This is a genomic window from Sphingomonas sp. R-74633, assembly GCF_013416555.1.
Lineage (GTDB): Bacteria > Pseudomonadota > Alphaproteobacteria > Sphingomonadales > Sphingomonadaceae > Sphingomonas.
On the sequence record NZ_JACCFG010000003.1, the window covers coordinates 608,207 to 625,008 of the forward strand.

The 16,802-nt window shown below is 66.2% G+C and carries 16 protein-coding genes and 1 tRNA gene; 3 read left to right on the forward strand and 14 right to left on the reverse strand.

Going from position 1 to position 16,802, the window contains the following annotated elements; all coding sequences use genetic code 11:
• Positions 1 to 94: 94 nt before the first annotated feature.
• Positions 95 to 835, forward strand: coding sequence for an MJ0042-type zinc finger domain-containing protein (locus tag HZY97_RS13170; protein ID WP_180144272.1), 741 nt, complete (start codon positions 95 to 97; stop codon positions 833 to 835).
• 6 nt (positions 836 to 841) lie between these two features.
• Here the strand turns inward: HZY97_RS13170 and HZY97_RS13175 are convergent, their stop codons facing one another.
• The gene (locus HZY97_RS13175; RefSeq protein ID WP_257215035.1) at positions 842 to 2,194 is read right to left on the reverse strand and encodes an MATE family efflux transporter; all 1,353 of its coding nucleotides are present in this window, start codon (positions 2,192 to 2,194) and stop codon (positions 842 to 844) included.
• A gap of 128 nt (positions 2,195 to 2,322) precedes the next feature.
• Between HZY97_RS13175 and HZY97_RS13180 the strand changes: the two genes are divergently transcribed.
• Both HZY97_RS13180 and HZY97_RS13185 read left to right on the forward strand, forming a co-directional pair.
• Positions 2,323 to 2,409 (forward strand) — tRNA-Leu (locus HZY97_RS13180).
• A 152-nt stretch (positions 2,410 to 2,561) separates the two neighbouring features.
• The gene (locus HZY97_RS13185) at positions 2,562 to 5,612 is read left to right on the forward strand and encodes a TonB-dependent receptor (protein WP_180144275.1); all 3,051 of its coding nucleotides are present in this window, start codon (positions 2,562 to 2,564) and stop codon (positions 5,610 to 5,612) included.
• 146 nt (positions 5,613 to 5,758) lie between these two features.
• On the opposite strand, the gene HZY97_RS13190 is transcribed toward HZY97_RS13185, so the two are convergent.
• The 13 genes from HZY97_RS13190 to flgB form a co-directional block, all read right to left on the reverse strand.
• Positions 5,759 to 6,733: a flagellar motor protein MotB gene (locus HZY97_RS13190; RefSeq protein WP_180144278.1), complete on the reverse strand. Its 975-nt coding sequence runs from the start codon at positions 6,731 to 6,733 to the stop codon at positions 5,759 to 5,761.
• Between the two features lie 3 nt (positions 6,734 to 6,736).
• A complete protein-coding gene (gene motA / locus HZY97_RS13195) occupies positions 6,737 to 7,600 on the reverse strand; it encodes a flagellar motor stator protein MotA (protein WP_180144280.1) in 864 nt (287 codons plus the stop codon).
• Positions 7,601 to 7,787: 187 nt separating this feature from the next.
• Complete coding sequence (locus HZY97_RS13200; protein WP_180144282.1) at positions 7,788 to 8,687, reverse strand: flagellin; 900 nt, start codon at positions 8,685 to 8,687, stop codon at positions 7,788 to 7,790.
• A 6-nt stretch (positions 8,688 to 8,693) separates the two neighbouring features.
• On the reverse strand, positions 8,694 to 10,037 hold the full coding sequence (gene flgK / locus HZY97_RS13205) for a flagellar hook-associated protein FlgK (protein ID WP_180144284.1): 1,344 nt from the start codon (positions 10,035 to 10,037) through the stop codon (positions 8,694 to 8,696).
• Positions 10,034 to 10,390 carry a rod-binding protein gene (locus HZY97_RS13210; RefSeq protein ID WP_180144286.1) on the reverse strand — a complete coding sequence of 119 codons (357 nt, stop codon included), beginning with the start codon at positions 10,388 to 10,390 and terminating at the stop codon, positions 10,034 to 10,036. Before HZY97_RS13210 ends, flgK begins: the two co-directional genes overlap by 4 nt.
• Positions 10,387 to 11,484, reverse strand: coding sequence for a flagellar basal body P-ring protein FlgI (locus HZY97_RS13215; protein WP_180144288.1), 1,098 nt, complete (start codon positions 11,482 to 11,484; stop codon positions 10,387 to 10,389). The genes HZY97_RS13210 and HZY97_RS13215 overlap by 4 nt, the downstream gene beginning before the upstream one ends.
• 16 nt (positions 11,485 to 11,500) lie before the next feature.
• Entirely contained in the window at positions 11,501 to 12,199 is a 699-nt protein-coding gene (locus HZY97_RS13220) for a flagellar basal body L-ring protein FlgH (protein WP_257215036.1), read from the reverse strand.
• A gap of 10 nt (positions 12,200 to 12,209) precedes the next feature.
• Positions 12,210 to 12,998 (reverse strand): flagellar basal-body rod protein FlgG, encoded by a 789-nt coding sequence (flgG, locus tag HZY97_RS13225; RefSeq protein WP_180144294.1) that lies wholly within the window; start codon positions 12,996 to 12,998, stop codon positions 12,210 to 12,212.
• Positions 12,999 to 13,013: 15 nt separating this feature from the next.
• Positions 13,014 to 13,757, reverse strand: coding sequence for a flagellar basal-body rod protein FlgF (flgF, locus tag HZY97_RS13230; protein WP_180144296.1), 744 nt, complete (start codon positions 13,755 to 13,757; stop codon positions 13,014 to 13,016).
• A gap of 26 nt (positions 13,758 to 13,783) precedes the next feature.
• Positions 13,784 to 15,091 carry a flagellar hook protein FlgE gene (locus tag HZY97_RS13235; protein ID WP_180144299.1) on the reverse strand — a complete coding sequence of 436 codons (1,308 nt, stop codon included), beginning with the start codon at positions 15,089 to 15,091 and terminating at the stop codon, positions 13,784 to 13,786.
• Between the two features lie 27 nt (positions 15,092 to 15,118).
• A complete protein-coding gene (locus HZY97_RS13240; protein ID WP_180144302.1) occupies positions 15,119 to 15,832 on the reverse strand; it encodes a flagellar hook assembly protein FlgD in 714 nt (237 codons plus the stop codon).
• A 2-nt stretch (positions 15,833 to 15,834) separates the two neighbouring features.
• On the reverse strand, positions 15,835 to 16,245 hold the full coding sequence (flgC, locus tag HZY97_RS13245; RefSeq protein ID WP_180144305.1) for a flagellar basal body rod protein FlgC: 411 nt from the start codon (positions 16,243 to 16,245) through the stop codon (positions 15,835 to 15,837).
• Positions 16,246 to 16,247: 2 nt separating this feature from the next.
• Entirely contained in the window at positions 16,248 to 16,601 is a 354-nt protein-coding gene (gene flgB / locus HZY97_RS13250; RefSeq protein ID WP_180144308.1) for a flagellar basal body rod protein FlgB, read from the reverse strand.
• Positions 16,602 to 16,802: the final 201 nt, after the last annotated feature.

Genomic DNA, 16,802 nt, shown 5'->3' on the forward strand with positions numbered 1-16,802 from the left:
GGATACAGGCGATGGGGACTCTTGTTCGCGCGAATCGATGGGTCTAGAATCGTGACAATCGGGCGACAGGGCGCCTGGTGGCGTGAGACGCGTAATGATCCTCGAATGCAGCCAGTGCCGTACACGCTATCTGGTGCCCGACAGCGCCATCGGCGCCGATGGGCGCACGGTGCGCTGCGCGAGCTGCAAGCATAGCTGGTTCCAGGCTCCCGTTGCCGCGCTCGACCTGACGACGCGTGCCTCGGTGAGCGACGGCCCGGTCACCGCTCCGCACCGGCGCGAGGCGGAGGCGCCCAGGCCGCGCGTGTTCGACGATGCCTCGATCACCGCAGCCGCAGCGGCCGGGGCGGGTCCTTCGCCGGACTACGATCCCTTTGCGACCCAGCCGCCGTTCAAGCCGCGACGGAATCCGGCCCGGCGCTGGACTGCCGCGGCGTTCGTCGCCGGCTTCTCGATGTTGCTCGGTACCGGCGCGATTCTCTATTCGGGCGCGCCCGGCCTTGCCGCGCAGCTCGGCCTGGGCCTCGGCGCCGAAGTCGATACGCCGCTGCTGTTCACCGACAAGAATGTCGAACTGAAGCCGCAGACCAATGGCAGCGAGCTGTTCATCATCTCGGGCAAGGTCGCCAACCCGACGGCCGACAAGCAGCATGTGCCCGACATCCGCATCGAGCTGAAGGACGAGCAGGATCGGCTGGTCTATAGCTGGCGGGTCACGCCGCAGGTCCGCGAGCTCGGCCCCAAGCAGACGATCGAGTTCAATTCGGCGCAGCTCGATCCGCCGCGCAGTGCGCGTTCGGCGCGGCTGACCTTCGCGACTGAAATCGGCGGCTGACCGCCGCTAGCGCAATCTTCGGCTGACCACCCATAGCCGCGCGCCATGGAGCGTCGCGGCGACCACCATCCCGCTGCCCGATGCCATTACGAGGCCATAGGCGCCCCATCCGGCGAGATGGACAAGCGCCAGTCCCGCGCCGCCGGTGACGATGAAGAAGGCAATCACCGAGTTGAACCCCGCCACGACCTGGTCGCCGAGCGAGCGCAGCGCATAGACGAACACCACCTGCATCCCGTCGAACAGGATGAACGGCGCCCAGACCGGCAGCATCGCCAGCGCGAGCGTATGGACCGCGGGTACGGACGGAAACAGCGCGACAAAGGGCCAGGGGGCGAGGATCAGCAGGATCGCGAGCCCGCCGGTCATCAGCGCGGCAAGCGCGGCAGCGATGACGGTGCGCCGCGCGGCTGCCTGGGGCACGCCTTCGCCCACGGCATTGCCGACGCGCACGCCCGCCGCCGATCCGAGCCCCAGCGCCACCGAGAAGGTGACATTGTGGATCGAGAAGACGATCTGGAAGGCATGGGTCGTCACGTCGCCCAGCTCGGTCGACAATGCGATCAGGATCGAGAAGCCGACCAGCTCGAGCCCCGAGGCAATGGCGGGCACCAGCCCGAACCTGGCGAGCCCCAGCGCGCCCCTGAGCGATTCGCGGCTGAAGATGTCGGCGAGGTCGTGCACGCCGCGCTGCTTTGCCCGGGGCAAGGTCCAGGCCGCGCCGATCATGCCGGCGGCACCCAGTGCGGAGGCAATCGCGGTAGCCAGTGCCGCGCCGGTCGCGCCCATTTCGGGCAGACCGAGATGCCCGCCCGACAGCGCCCAGGCGAGGACGGCGTTGATCGGCAATATGGCGAGGTTGACCACCGTCACCCGTTGCGGCCGGCTCACGCCCTCGAGGAAGAAGCTGCCGGTGACGATCAGCAGCTGGAAGGGATAGGCGAGCGCCATTACCTTGACGACATCGGCGGCGAGCGGTGCGACCTCGCGCGCCACGCCGATGCCGAGCAGCATCGGCTCGGCGAATGCGAAGAGCAGCAATGCGCTGACTAGGCCCAGCGCGATTGCAAGCAGCACGCCCTGGTGCAGCACGCGGCCGGTTTCCGGCAGGTCCCTGGCGCCATCGGCGCGCGAGACATGGACGAGCACGCCGGTCAGCGCCCCCAACCCCATCACGATTCCCGGAAAGGTCAGCGCCCGGCTCGCACCCAGTGCCGCGACCTGTTCGGTCCCGGTGAGCCCGACCACCACGACGTCGGTGACATGGAGGATCGTCCAGTTGAGGCTGGTCAGCATCACCGGCCAGGCCAGGGCCAGGATTCGCCGCGTCTCGGCGGAAAGGGCGGGGGATGGCCACATGGGACGGCGGGCCTACCGATTTCGGCCTGTTGTGGAAAGCGCGGCGTATTGGCTTGCATTGCCTGAAACGCGTTGCTAGGGGCCGCTGCCTTACCAGCCGTCGGTATCCCAACTGACGGATTTCACGTGCGGTCGTGGCGGAACTGGTAGACGCGCAACGTTGAGGTCGTTGTGGCCGAAAGGCCGTGGAAGTTCGAGTCTTCTCGACCGCACCACTGAAAAATGCAGGCACCCGGCGATCTCGCCGCGGTGCCGCAATTTTTTCGGGACCCCGGCACATTTCTGCGACATGTCGCGGTTAGCCACCCATCGTTCATGCGAGCGGTGTCAGGTGCGCCGCGGGGTTTGCGAAAGAGTGGGGAATTCGATGCGTTCGAAGTTGATGCTGGGCTGTGCGGTTGCCGGTTTGCTCGTCGGTGCGATGCCGGGAGCAGCGCTGGCCCAGACGCAGCAGACCACTTCCACGCCCACGCCGCCCTCGACCCATTCGGCACCTGCCGTCCCGCAGGATACCGGCAGCGACGAGCTGGGCGACGAAGGCGCGATTGTCGTCAACGGCGTGCTGCCCGGCGCGGTGAAGACCGATGTGAAGCCCGAGGTGCAGCTCAACCCGGCGGATATCCGCGCCTATGGCGCTTCGAATGTTTCCGAGCTGATCACGGCGCTCCAGGCGCAGCTCGGCAGCAGCTCGGGCCGCGGTGACGAGCAGCCGGTGATCCTGATCAGCGGGCGCCGCTCGAGCATGAACGAAGTGCGCGACCTGCCGACCGAGGCGATCGACCGGATCGACATCCTGCCCGAGGAAGTCGCGCTGCAATATGGCTATTCGGCCACGCAGAAGGTGATCAATTTCGTCCTGCGCACCCGCTTCCAGGCGGTCACCACCGTGCTCGAGGGGCAGATGCCCACCGCCGGCGGCAATTTCACCGGGAGCGGCAACGTCAACATCCTCAAGCTCAACCGCAACGGGCGAGTGACGCTGGATGTGAAGTACAACCAGAATTCGGGCATCCTCGAAAGCGAGCGCGGCGTGACGCGCGCGAGCAGCTCGCTGTTCGATACCGTCGGCAATATCGGCGGCCTCGGCCCGATCGATCCGGTCACCGGCCAGCACCGTGTGATCGATCCGATCACCGGCCAGCGCTACGAGATCGACCCCGCGCTCAGCGCGCTGGCGGGTACGCCGGTGACCATCGCGGGCGTGCCGGTGGGCGCCACGGGCGGCCCGCAGGGGCTCGGCGCCTATGCCGCCAATGCCAATGATCCCAACGTCACCGATCTCTCGCCCTATCGCACCCTGGTGAATCCGGCGAAAAACCTGACGGTGAGCGGCATCTACAACCGTGCGCTGTCGTCCAACGTCTCCGCAACCGCCACGATCAACCTCGACGTGACCGAGAGCGAATCGCTGCTCGGCCTGCCGAGCGCGACGCTGACCCTGCCCGCGGGCAATCCCTGGTCGCCGTTCAGCCGCGACGTGCAGCTGCTGCGCTATTACGACAATCTCAATCCGCTCTCGCGCGGCAATGGCAGCCAGTCGCTGCGCGGCGAGTTGACGGTCAACGGCGACAGCGCCCCGTGGATCAAGAGCTGGCGCTGGTCGGTCAACGCCAACTACCAGCAGACCGGCAGCGATCAGACCACCACGGTCAGCTTCGATCCCGCCCAGATCCAGGCGCGGCTCGACGCGCGCGACCCCAATTTTAATCCGTTCGGCCCGGTTCCCGTCGAGCTGCTCGGCAACCGGCCCGACAGCTGGAACGAATCGACCACCAAGGTCGGCAATATCGAGTTCCTCACCAACGGTTCGCTGCTCAAGCTGCCGGCGGGCGACATCACCACCAGCCTGCGCGTCGCGGGGCGGACCAACGATCTGTCGAGCACCTCCTCGCGCCTCGGCGTCGTCACTGCGGGCGCCGTCTCGCGCGACACCGGCAGCGTGCGCGGCAATATCAGCATCCCGCTGACCAGCCGCCGCCGCGCCTTTCTCGACGCGATCGGCGACTTGTCGGTCAATGCCAATTTCGAAGTCGAGCAGCTCTCGGACTTCGGCCGGCTGACCACCACCGGCTATGGCTTCAACTGGTCGCCGATCACCCAGGTCCAGGCGATCGTCAGCTTCATCGACGACAGCAACGCGCCGTCGCCCGGCCAGCTCGGCAATCCCACCGTGGTCACGCCGAACGTCCGCGTGTTCGACTATGTGCGCAACGAGAGCGTCGACATCACCCAGATCACCGGCGGCAATCCCACGCTGACGGCTGACAGCCGCAAGGTGTTTCGCGCCGGGCTCAACATCCGCCCGCTCGACAAGACCAATCTCGGCATCGTCGTGAACTATACCAGCACGCGCTTCCGTAACGCGGTGCAGAGCTTCCCCGGCGCCTCGGCCGAAGTCGAGGCGGCCTTCCCCGATCGTTTCGTGCGCAACGGTGCGGGCGAGCTGCTCAGCGTCGACTATCGCCCGGTCAATTACGACCGCACCGAGCATCAGGAGCTGCGCTGGGGCTTCAACCTGTTCCTGCCGATCGCCTCGCCCCAGGCGACGCGGATGCGCGAGCGCCGCGAGGCGTTCATGAAGGCGCGCGAGGAATCGCGCCGCACCGGTCAGCCGATGCCTGCGGAAATGACTGCGATGTTCGACCAGTTCCGCAAGCTCGGCCAGCAGTCGAGCCTGTTCGGCGGGTCGCTGAGCAGCCAATATGGCGGTGGCCGTCGGCCGGAGGGCAGCCAGCGCGGCGAAGGCCAGCAGGGCTCGTCGCAGAGTACTTCGCAGGCGCAGGGCAGCCAGGATCAGGGCCAGCCGCGCACGCAGACCGACAGCCCGGGCCAGCAGTCCGGCGGTAATGCCGGCGGTGGCCAGAGCAGCGGCCGCAGCCGCAGCAGCTTCGGGGGCGGCAGTGGCCGCAGCAGCAGCCGGGGCGGTTTCGGCGGCGGTGGCAATCGCCTGATCTTCAGCGCCTATCACACCTGGGTGCTCAAGGACGAAGTGATGATCCGCCCGGGCCTGCCCGTGATCAACCGGCTCGACGGATCGAGCGCGCAGACGATCGCCTCACACCGCGTCGACGTGATCGCCGGCGTCAAGCGCGACGCTTTGCTCTTCCAGCTCAACGGCAATTGGACGAGCGGTACCGATACGACCACGGGCACGCCGGGTAACAGCAGCGAGCTCCATTTCGGCAGCCTCGCCAAGGTCGGGCTCCTCGCGGAGTTCAACCCGGGCCAGGACATCGATTTCCTGCTCAAGCATCCCTGGTTCCGCGGCTCGCGAATTCAGCTGCGGGTCGACAATGTCTTCGATGCGCGCCAGCGGGTGACCGACGACAATGGCCTGACCCCGGCGGCCTATGCGCCCAATCTGCGCGACCCGATCGGCCGCACGGTCAAGCTGACCTTCCGCAAGCAGTTCTTCTAAGCCAGTAGCCATCGATCATTCTGGTTCTCCGGCGAAGGCCTGGGCCCAGTCTCGGCGCAGTTGGTGAGGTAGTCGAACCTCTCGAAGACCTTTGCAACTGAACCCGGCCTTCGCCGGGGAGCAGCCAGGCCGCATGGCGATCCGTTTTAGTGCGTCGCGAGCGGCGCGTCGGCTTCGCGGCTGGCGCGCAGGCCCGGGCGGAAGCGGCCCTGCTGGTCCTGGTCCATGATCCGGCGATAGAGCAGGGTGATCGAGACACGGCGGTTGCGCGGGTCGGTCGGGTTCTCGACGATCAGCGGCTCGCGGTCGGCAACGCCCTCGATCCGCTCGAAGCGCATCTCGGTGACATCGCCCGAAAGCAGGCGCCGGCGGGTGGCTTCGGCGCGGCCGCTCGAGAGCATCCAGTTGTTCATCGCCAGCGGGTCGCCATAGGGCACGCTGTCGGTATGGCCGCGGATCATGATCGGGTTTTCCATGCCCTTGATCGAGTCCGCGATCGTGCCGACCAGCGCGCTCGCCTCGGGTACCAGCGCGGTGGTGCCCAGGTTGAACATCGAATAATTGGCGTCGTCGAGCAGGTCGATCCGCATCCCGTCGCGCGTCGGCACGAAGCGGATATGGTTGGCGAGCTTCGACAGCGACGGCGTCATCTGCATGCGCCGACGGATCCGCTTCACCGCGTCGTCGAAATTCTTCTGGTCCTGCTGGGTCAGCGCGCGTTGGTCCTTAAGCGTGCCCTTGGCGCCGGTGCCGACATCCTTGCCGCCGCTGCCGCCCACTGGAACGGTGAGCGACTTGGTGCCGGTCTGCGATGCCTTGCCGGGATAATTGTCGCGCTGGTTGATCGCCTCGCCGCCGAACAGCCCGTTCGAGCCGGCGCTGTTCTGCTTCAGCTCGACCAATGTCGGCGCGAAATAATCGGCCAGTGCCTTGCGCTGCTTCTCGGTGGTGGCGCCGAGGATCCACAGCAGCAGGAAGAACGCCATCATCGCCGTCACGAAATCGGCATAGGCAACTTTCCAGGCGCCGCCGTGATGGCCGCCATGCCCTTCGATATAGATCTTCTTGACGATGATCTTGGGCGGCGCGTTTACGCCATGAGGTGCGCGTGCCGCGGCCATCGCTTAGCGGCCCCGGAGTCCGTCGAACACTTCGCCGAAGCCCGGCTGGTTGGCGTGCGCGATGCTGGAGCGGGCGGCCTCGATCACCAGCGGCTGCGGGTGGCCGTGGAGCGAGGCGATGATGATCTGCTTCACCACATGATAGATCGCCGAATCGGCGTCGATCACCTGCTGCAGGCGGCCGGCCAGCGGTGCGACGATGCCATAGGCCAGCAACACGCCCATGAAGGTGCCGACCAGCGCCGAGCCGATCATCGCGCCGAGGATGCTCGGCGGCTTGTCGATCGAGCCCATCGTCTTCACCACGCCGAGCACCGCGGCGACGATGCCGAGCGCCGGCAGCGCATCGCCCAGCGACTGGAGCGTCGTCTGCGGGCCCTGCACTTCGTGGTGGTGGGTCTTGATCGAATTATCCATCACCTCTTCGACTGCGTGCACGTCGAGCGTGCCCGACGAGACGACGACGAGGCGCAGCGTATCGGTGATCAGGTTGATCAGCGTGTGATCGGCGAGCAGGCGCGGATATTCGGAGAAGATCGCGGAGGACTTCGGGTCCTCGACATGCGGCTCGAGCGCGATCGGGCCTTCGGTCCGCAGCATCTTCATCAGCTTGGAGACCAGGAAGATCGTGTCGAGATAGTCCTGCTTCTTGTACTTCGGCCCCTTGAGCACCTTGCCCAGGCCGCCGCCGAGCGCCTTCAGCTCCTTCATCGAGTTACCGATGATGAGCGCGCCTGCGGCGGCACCGCCGATGATGAGCATCTCGTGCGGGATTGCTTCGAGCACGGGGCCGAGCGCGCCGCCGGTGATTGCGAAACCACCGAAGACCATCGCTAGCAGGATGACTAGGCCGATTGCCGGAAACATGTGCGCGAAACCCCCGAATTGTCATCACGGTTAACGACCGTTTCGCCGTGATCTTCAGCGGAAAAACATGGTTAATTCGTTACCGGCGCGAATAATTTGCGGTTTTTGCTTGGATTTCGCCCGTGCGCTGTCTAACGGCGCCCGGCTTTTCGACCGGCGCGGTGGAAAATCCCGATTTTTCGACGCGTTATTTGAGATAGTTGAACAGCGACATGCTGGTCAGCTTGGTGAAGGTCGACTGGGTCGCCGAAAGCACGGTCAGCGTCTTCTGGAGATTGGCCACCGCCGTCGGAATATCGGTATCCTCCATGCCCGATCGCGCCACTTCGCGCGTCTCGGCCACGTTGGTCATCTGCTCGGATTTCAGGTCGAGCCGCGCGCCGCGTGCACCCACCGAAGCGCGGGCGAGCGCGACTGTGTTGAGCGACGTGTTGATGCCGGTAAGCGCGGTGCCCGCAGCGGCCTTCACATCGGTGCCCGATTTCAGCGCATCGGCCAGATTGCCGATGATCGCGAACATGTCGGCATCGGCGGTAGTGAACACGCGCTGGCCGCTGATCGAAGGCTGGATGCTCTCGCCGTCTGCAACCGGGATGCCCGAAGGCTCGCCGGTGCCGGCGAAGCTGATCGAGCCGTCGGCGTTCTTCACATAGGCGGTGTCGCCGGTCGCGCCGCCGAACAGCGGCTGGCCGCGAATATCGTCCTTGGTGTTGGCCAGCCCGTAGATCGTGTCGCGGATCGCGCCCAGTTCCTCGCCGATCGCGGCGCGGTCCGAGTCCGAAAGCGTGTCGTTGGCGGCGCGGGTGGCCAGTTCGAGCGCGCGCTGGAGCTGCGTCTCGACGCTGTCCAGCGTCTGGTCGGCCTGGGAGAGCACACCCTGTGCTACGTTGATGTTCGACTTGTAGGTCGCATCGCCCGTGGTCGCGCGCTGGATCTGCTGCAGCTTCACATAGGCGGCCGCGTCCGAAACCGCAGTCACGCCCAGCTTGGTCGTGGCGATCTGGGTCTGGGTCTTGTCGGCCTCGGCGGTGAGCTGGGTCATCAGCGACACCGGCCGGGTATACATCTGCGAAGTGGAGATGCGCATGATCGTTTACCTGATATCGAGGATGGACTGGAGCGTCTCGCGCGCGACCTGGATCACCCGGGCCGACGCCTGATAGGCCTGCTGGAAGCGCATCAGATCGACCGCTTCCTCGTCGACATTGACGCCGCTCACCGAATCGCGCGCCGATACCGCGGCGTCGCGGATCGAGGTCTGCGCATCGACGATGCTGTTGCGGCCGGCGAGCGCGGCGCCATTGGCCGCGGTCAGGTCGGTCACGCCCTGTTCGAAATTGCCGCTGGTGCGCAGCGCGTCGAGCCCGGCGAGATTGGCGTTGTCGCGTGTGCCCCCGCCCGATGCGGCGGCAGCGATGCCGCGCGGATCGGTCATCGCCATGCTCAGCTGATAGGGCGGGTCGCCGACGGTGAACATCGGCTGGCCGGCATTGCCCTGCAGATCGCTGCCGGCAGCCTGGACCGCATTGACGCCGTCGGCAAAGTCCTGGGCCATCTGGCCGATTTCGTCGCGCGCCGCGCCGATACGGGCGCCGCTCTCGGCGATGCCTGCCAGCGCACCGCCGTTCGGCGACATCGCCTGCACCGCGCCGCTGGCCTGCTTCGCCGCAAAGGAAAAGGCGCCCTCGTCATTGCTCGTCACCGAGACGATTGCCGCCTGCGCGCCTTCGACCAGCTTGGGGCCGGTGTTGTTGCCCGCCTGCACGGTGGCGCGGCCATAGGTGTCGAAGCTTACGGTCACGTCGGTGAGCGCGCTCATCTGCTCGAGCATCTGGTCGCGCTGGTCGAGCAGGGCGGCCTGGCCGGCGGTGCCTTCGGTGGCGCGGGCAAGGCCGGCATTGACCTTGGCGAGGCTGGCGGAAAGATTGTTGAGCTGCGTCACCGCCGTGTCGGCCGAGGCCTTGAGATCGGTCATCGCGCCGTCGAGCGCCTTGCCGGTCGCGCTGAACGCCGCCGCGACGCTCGAGGCGTTCTCCAGCATGTTGGCGCGCGCGGGCAGGGCTGTCGGGTCCGCCGCCACGGCCTTGGCGGACGTGAAGAAGGCGGTGAGCTGGTCGCCCAGCTTGTTCTGGGTAAGGCCGGAATCGATCCGTCCCAGCCAGGTCGCGCCGGCCATGGTGCGGGCGAGATCGGAGCTCGAGCTGCGCACTTCGGCGGCGCGGAACTGGTCGGCCGAGCGGACGACGCCGCCCACATTGGCGCCCAGGCCCGACGTCGTCGCGCTGGTATTGCCGCCGATCGCGACGACTTCGCGCACGGTGGCGACGCGGCGCGAATAGCCCGTGGTCGCGGCATTGGCGATATTGTCGGACGTGGTGGCGAGCGCGGACTGATAGGCCCGCGCGCCGCTGGCGCCGATCGACAGCAGGTCGGTCATTTGACGGTGCCTCCATCAGGCGCAGCCGGCGCGGCGGCCGGTTCGGCGCCGGCATCGGTCTTGAGGTTCTTGGCCAGGAAGGCGGTCATCGCCTTGCCGATGCCGATCGGGGCGTGCGCGGCCATGCTCTGGGCGAGCTGCTGGTCCTGCATGTCGCGGAACTGGTCCTCGCCCTTGCTGTCGAACAGCCCGTCGCTCAGCTTCGCCTGGCGCATCGATTTCAGCATCATGCCCGTGAAGACCGCTTCGAAGCGCTGCCCGGCAGCGTCGAGATTCTCCTTGGACGCCAGGCGCGACGTATCGGTCGATACGCCGCCCGACGGGCTGCCGATGGGGGCGATAGCGTTGCTCACAGGATGATCAGCTCGGCCTTGAGCGCGCCGGCTTCCTTGAGCGCCTCGAGGATCGCAACGAGGTCCGCCGGCGACGCGCCGATCGCGTTCACCGCCTTGACGACGTCGGACAGCTTGGGCCCGGGTGCCATCAGGAACATCGGGTGCTTCTCCTCCTCCACGCCGACCGTGCTGTGCTGCTCGGTGCGGGTCTCGCCCTTGCTGAACGGCGCGGGCTGGCTCGTGCGCTGATTTTCATCAATACGAACGGTGAGTTTACCATGTGTTACCGCGGCGGGGCTCACCCGGACGGCCGAGTTGATCACCACCGTGCCGGTACGCGCGTTAACGATGACGCGGGCAGCCGCCTCGGCCGCCTCGACCTGGAGGTTCTCGACTTCGCTCATCATCTCCGAGCGTACGTCCAGGCCTTCGGGCGCCTGGATCGCGATCGACACGCCGTCGATCGCGCGGGCGCGGCCCGGGCCGAAGCGGGTGTTGATCGCGTCCTGCACGCGCTGCGCCGTGGTGAAGTCGGCACGCGCGAGGTTGAAGGTGATGAAGGGCGACTTGTCGAAGCCGGTATCGACGCTGCGCTCGACCGTGGCGCCCTCCGGGATGCGACCCGAGGAGGGGGTGTTCACCACGATCTTCGAGCCATCGGCACCCTCGGCGCCAAGTCCGCCCACGGCGAGGTTGCCCTGCGCCATCGCGTAGATCTGGCCGTCGGCGCCCTGGAGCGGCGTCAGGATCAGCGTGCCGCCGCGCAGCGACTTGGCCTTGCCCATCGACGATACGGTGATGTCGAGCTTCTGGCCCGGCTTGGCGAAGGCGGGCAGCTCGGCAGTGATCATCACCACCGCGGCGTTCTTGAGCCCCGGCGCGACGCCCTGCGGCAGCTGCAGCCCGAAGCGCGACGTGACGCCCTTCATCGACTGGACGGTATATTCCAGATTGTCGTCGCCCGTGCCCGGCAGGCCGACGACGACGCCGTATCCCGTGAGCTGGTTGGTGCGGATGCCCTGGAAATTGCCCAGGTCCTTCACGCGCTGGGCTTGGGCCGGCGTAGCGGCGGCAAGCGCCAGGGCGGCGAGTGCGAGGAAGCGGCGGATCATAGGTCTGCTCCGGCTCTTAGAAGGGGCTGATCACGGAGAAGAACCGGCTCAGCCAGCCCTGACGGCTGGCGCGGGCGACGTCGCCCTTGCCGGTATAGGCGATGCGGGCATCGGCGACGCGCGTGGAGAGCACGCGGTTGTTCGCATCGATGTCCGCCACGCGGACGATGCCCTTGATCTGGACGAACTCGTCGCCGCGATTGAGCGTCACGCGCTTCTGGCCCTGCACCAGCATCGTGCCGTTCGGATAGACCGCGGCAACGGTGACGCTGATCTCGCCCGACAGCGCGTTCGACTGGTCGGCGGCGCCGGTGCCGGAGAAGTTGCGCTTGCCGCTCACGCTCGCATCGGTGTCCTTGAACAGCGAGAGATTGCCGGTGGTCGGCGGCGTGATGCCGAACCCGCCCGAGCTGTCGAGCTTGCTGCCCGCCGACTTGGACGCGGCGGTCTTCTCGACCAGCAGGATGCTCAGCGGATCGCCGATGCGGCGGGCGCGCTGGCCCTCGTAGAGCGCGGCATAGCCATCGCTCGCCTGGAAGATGCTGCCATTGGCCGGCGGCGCGGCTGGCGCCGCAGTCGGAAGCGTCACGGAGTAATCCTCCTTGGGCTTCTTCTTGCCGCCGATGCCAAGGAACTGCGCCTTGGCGGGCGTCGCGGTGAAGGCGAGTCCGGCGGCGATGAGCGCGCCGGCGGCGAGGCCGGTGAGAAACTTCATGGCTGCGCCCTCAGATGTTCTGGTTGACATATTTGAGCATCTCGTCGGTCGCCGAGATCATCTTCGAGTTGACCTCATAGGCGCGCTGGGTCTCGATCATGTCGACCAGCTCCTCGACGACATTGACGTTCGAGCCTTCGAGCATGCCCTGGCGGACAGTGCCGCGGCCATCGACGCCGGCATTGCCCAGCGCGACCGTGCCGCTCGCCGGCGTCTCGATCAGATAATTGTCGCCCACCGCCTGCAGGCCCGCCGCATTGGGGAAGCTCGCGATCTGGATCTGGCCGATCTGGGTGAGGTCGGTCTGGTTCGGCATCTGCGCCGAGACCGTGCCGTCGCTGCCGACGGTGACCGAGATCGCGCCCTCGGGGATCGTGACGCCGGGCATCACCTGATAGCCCTCGGAGGTGACCAGCTGGCCTTCCGCCGAGCGCGAGAAATTGCCCGCGCGGGTATAGCCCATGCCGCCGCCGGGCAGCTGGATCTGGAAATAGCCATTGCCGTCGATCGCCATGTCCAGGCCGTTGCCGGTCGTCTGGAGCGATCCCTGCGTCTCGATGCGCTGCGTACCTTGGGTGCGCACGCCGGTGCCGAGGTTCAGGCCGGTCGCGTATTTCGTCTCCGCGGTCGAGGCGGCGCCAGGCGCAGTGACGACCTGATAGGCCAGCGTCTGGAAGCTCGCGCGATCCTTCTTGAACGCGGTGGTGTTCACGTTCGCGAGGTTGTTCGAGATGACCCGCATCCGGGTATCCTGCGCGTCGAGACCCGTACGCGCGATGTGCATTGCTGCCGAACCCATCGGTCTAACTCCCTATCAGGACGGCATCCGCATCAGCGATGCGGAGCTTTCGTCCATGTTCTTTGCGTCCTTGAGCATGCCTGCCTGTACTTCGTAGGCGCGCTGGTTCTCGATCATGTCGACCAGCGCCTGCGTCAGGTTCACATTGGATTGCTCGAGCGAGCCCGAGGCAACTTTGGCGTCCATGTCCTCGGGCAGCACGCCGCCGCCCTTCACATGGAGGAGATTGTCCAGCCCCTTGGCAGTCTGGCTGCCGTCGGTGCTGCACAGCTTGATCTTGTCGATCACCTGCGGCTGCGTCGGATCGCCGCCACGCGGCACGATCGAGACGGTGCCGTCCTCGGCGATCGAAATCTTGTCGGCGGGCGGCACGGTGATGGGGCCCCCCGACCCCATCACCGGGAAACCGTCTCCGGTTTCCAGCACGCCCGAGGCCGCGATCTTGAGATCGCCGCGCCTCGTATAGGCTTCGGTGCCGTCGGTCGCCTGGACAGCCATCCAGGCATCGCCGTTCACCGCAACGTCGAGCGGGTTGCCGGTCTGCACCATCGTGCCCTTCGTCCGGTCGAAGTCGTTGACTTCCTCCGCGGCGAACTGGCGCGAGTCCAGGCCCGTACCCTGAAGGACCAGCCGGTCGAAGCTGACGCGCTCGGCACGAAAGCCGATGGTCGAGGCGTTCGCGATGTTGTTCGCGATCGTCGCCTGCGACTGCATCTGGCTCCGAAGCCCTGACATCGCGGTGTAGACAAGCCGGTCCATTTTTTACTCCTCCTCAGCCGAACCGATCAGCTGCGGATGTTGAAAATGGTCTGGGACATCTGGCTGGCGGTATCGAGCGCCTTGGCATTCGCCTGGAAGTTGCGCTGTGCCGCGATCAGATTGACCAGCTCTTCGGTGATGTCGACGTTCGAGCGCTCGATCGCGCCCGACATCAGCCCGCCAAAGCCGTTGGTGCCCGGTTCGCCCAGGCGTGCATCGCCCGAGAAGCCAGTGGCGGCCCAGGTCGAGTTGCCGAGCTGGCGCAGGCCCGCATTGTTGGTGAAGCTGGCCAGCACGACCTTGCCCAGTGCCTGGGTGTCGCCGTTCGAGAAGCTCGCGGTCACCGTGCCGTCGTCGCCGATCGTCACGCCTTCGATCTGGCCGACGGGCGAACCGTCCTGGCTGGTCGAGTTGAGGCTGAACGGCGAGCTGACCTGGGTGGTACCCGCGGTCAGGTCGAGCTTGAGCACCTGCTCCGAGGTCGCGCCCGGCGCCAGGAAGCCCATGAAGGTGATCGGCGTGGTCGGGTCCGAAAGCTTGCCCGTGCTGTCGAAGGTCAGCTCGATCTGCTTCATCGTGTTGGGATCGTCGCCGGCGTTGAGCTGCTGGTCGCCGACGAACGAATAGACCTTCCAGGTGCTGGTCGCGTCGGTGCCGGCCGGCTTGGTCTCGCGGACGAAATAATTGGTCAGCGTCAGCGCGTTGCCGTTGGCGTCATAGACCGTGGTCTGGACCGACTGGTTGTAGGTGGTCGGGTCGAAACGGTCGAACTTATATTCGGTATCGTCGAACTTGACGTTGTCCGACGGGATCGCCGAACCGGCGTTGAGGTTGAGGCCGAGCTTGACGTTCTCGGTCTCCTCGGGCGTGCCGCTGGTCTGCGGCAGGCGCAGGCTGACCGTCGAGGAAAGGCCGGTCGCGACCACCGCGCCCGAGCCGTCCACCGGATAGACCTGCAGCTTGTTGCCCTGGGCGTCGACCACATAGCGGTCGGCATCGACCTGGAAGCTGCCGTTGCGGGTATAGGACACGCCGTTGCCGCTCTTCTCGTCGCCCTTGACGATGAAGAAGCCGTCGCCCGAGATCGCGACGTCGAGCGCCGACGAGCTCTGGGTGAAGCCACCCTGGCCGAACTGCTGGCGCACTGCCTTCACGACCACGCCCGAACCGACCATCTGGCTCGGGTTCATGTTGGCGGTCGACGCGATGACGTCGGCGAACTGGGTGGTGCTCTTCTTGAAGCCGTTGGTCTGCACGTTCGCAAGGTTATGCGAGATCGTCGACATGTCGGTCTGAGCCGCCTGAAGGCCGGAGAGCGAAGTGAAGAAGGACATTTTCCGTTACTCCTTGGAAAAACTGATTCAGCCGACCTGCCAGACGGAGTCGGTGGACACGTTGCCGATGCCCGGAAGCGTGAGGAGGGGCTTGCCGTCGGATCCCATCGAGACCGCGGTGACCGGCGCCCAGACGAGCGGATGCGCCTTGACGTTGCCGCTGCCGTCGGTGGCGGTGACGCTGACGTTGAACGGGCCTGCGCCGGCGTCTTCGCCGGAGTCGGTCTTGCCGTCCCAGTCCCAGGCGACCGCGCCTGCGGTTTCCTTGCCCATCTCGATCGTCTTCAGCGTGTTGCCGTCCTGATCCTTGATGGTGACGCTGACATTGGTCGCGTCGTCCTCCAGCGCCACGGCGCCGGCCAGGCCGCCCGAGGTGCGCGGATAGGCAGTCGAGCCCTCGACGAGCACGTTCTTGCCGACATAGCCGATCGCATCGTTGAGCGTGCTGGTGCCGAGCTGGCCCGCGATCGTCTTCAGCGTCGAGCCCATCTCGGTGATGCCCGAGAGCGACGAGAATTGCGCCATCTGGGCGACCATCTGGGTGTTGTCGACCGGCGCGAACGGGTCCTGGTTCTTCAGCTGCGCGGTCATCAGCGACAGGAAGTCGGAGACGTCCATGTCGGTGGTGCCGGTCTTCGACGTGTCGGTGGTGTTGTTGAGCGTCGTGCCCGACGACGACGTCGTGCTGCCGTTGTAGCGGTTGATGCCCAGACCGGCGAGGGTGGAATCGAAATCACTCATGTTCAGCGACCCAGCTTGAGGGTGTCGACGATGAGCTGCTTGGCAGTCTGCATCACTTCGACATTGTTTTGGTAGTTCCGGGAGGTCTCCATCATGTCGACCAGCTCCCGAGTCTCATCGACCGCGGCTTCCCAGACATTGCCGTCCTTGTCGGCCATCGGGTTGCCGGGATCGTAGCGCTTGGTGGGATCGGAGCCCGCGGTGACGACCTGCTCGACATCGACGGTCGACATGCCGCTCGCCTGGTCGAAGGCGGTGCGGAACACCGGCTTGATCGTGCGATAGGCAGCCTCGGGGCTTGATGCGACATTGCCGACATTGGCCAGGTTCGACGCCGTCGTGTTCATCCGTACCAGCTGCGCGCTCATCGCGCGGCCGGAGACCTGGAAGATCGAAAGGGGCTGGTCACCCATGGTTATTCTCCCTTCAGCGCGCGCGTGATCTGGCCGATGCGGCCGTTCAGGAACGACAGCGTGGTCTGATAGGCGACGGCGTTCTCGGCGAAGGCGGTCTGCTCGGTGGTCAGCTCGACGGTGTTGCCGTCGGCCGAGGGCTGGAGCGGCACGCGGTAGAGCGTGTTGCTGTCGATCGCCGCGTCCAGCGAGCCGCCGGTGGTGGTGGCGCTGTTGAGCGCCGCGCGGAAATCGACGTCCTTGGCCTTGTAGCCAGGGGTCGAGGCGTTCGCGATGTTCGACGCGAGCATGCCCATGCGCTGCGAGCGCACAGTCAGCGCTGCGCCATGTACGCCGAAGAGGCTGTCGTTGGGCATTGCACGTCTCCCGCACAAAAGGTTTCGCCAGATGGCTTGCGGACCTCTTTGCAACCGTCGTGCCAATTTGGCTGGGAGCGTGAAAAAACCGCCTTTCCCCTCAGGAGCGGCAAGCGGCGGCAAGCTTTTGCCGGTGTGTCGGCAGCCGGTTGCCGCCTTTTGGGGCCTTGGCTGCCGTCCGCCCTCGTGCGTGCAATTGGC

Excerpts from the sequence above, each read along its gene's own strand:
- HZY97_RS13185 (WP_180144275.1), top strand. The coding sequence starts at position 2,562 with ATGCGTTCGAAGTTGATGCTGGGCTGTGCGGTTGCCGGTTTGCTCGTC.
- HZY97_RS13190 (WP_180144278.1), bottom strand. The coding sequence starts at position 6,733 with ATGGCCGCGGCACGCGCACCTCATGGCGTAAACGCGCCGCCCAAGATC.
- HZY97_RS13175 (WP_257215035.1), bottom strand. The coding sequence starts at position 2,194 with ATGTGGCCATCCCCCGCCCTTTCCGCCGAGACGCGGCGAATCCTGGCC.
- HZY97_RS13215 (WP_180144288.1), bottom strand. The coding sequence starts at position 11,484 with ATGATCCGCCGCTTCCTCGCACTCGCCGCCCTGGCGCTTGCCGCCGCT.
- motA (WP_180144280.1), bottom strand. The coding sequence starts at position 7,600 with ATGTTTCCGGCAATCGGCCTAGTCATCCTGCTAGCGATGGTCTTCGGT.
- HZY97_RS13240 (WP_180144302.1), bottom strand. The coding sequence starts at position 15,832 with ATGAGTGATTTCGATTCCACCCTCGCCGGTCTGGGCATCAACCGCTAC.
- flgK (WP_180144284.1), bottom strand. The coding sequence starts at position 10,037 with ATGACCGACCTGCTGTCGATCGGCGCCAGCGGCGCGCGGGCCTATCAG.
- HZY97_RS13220 (WP_257215036.1), bottom strand. The coding sequence starts at position 12,199 with ATGAAGTTTCTCACCGGCCTCGCCGCCGGCGCGCTCATCGCCGCCGGA.
- flgC (WP_180144305.1), bottom strand. The coding sequence starts at position 16,245 with ATGGGTGACCAGCCCCTTTCGATCTTCCAGGTCTCCGGCCGCGCGATG.
- flgG (WP_180144294.1), bottom strand. The coding sequence starts at position 12,998 with ATGGGTTCGGCAGCAATGCACATCGCGCGTACGGGTCTCGACGCGCAG.
- HZY97_RS13235 (WP_180144299.1), bottom strand. The coding sequence starts at position 15,091 with ATGTCCTTCTTCACTTCGCTCTCCGGCCTTCAGGCGGCTCAGACCGAC.
- HZY97_RS13170 (WP_180144272.1), top strand. The coding sequence starts at position 95 with ATGATCCTCGAATGCAGCCAGTGCCGTACACGCTATCTGGTGCCCGAC.
- flgF (WP_180144296.1), bottom strand. The coding sequence starts at position 13,757 with ATGGACCGGCTTGTCTACACCGCGATGTCAGGGCTTCGGAGCCAGATG.
- flgB (WP_180144308.1), bottom strand. The coding sequence starts at position 16,601 with ATGCCCAACGACAGCCTCTTCGGCGTACATGGCGCAGCGCTGACTGTG.
- HZY97_RS13200 (WP_180144282.1), bottom strand. The coding sequence starts at position 8,687 with ATGCGCATCTCCACTTCGCAGATGTATACCCGGCCGGTGTCGCTGATG.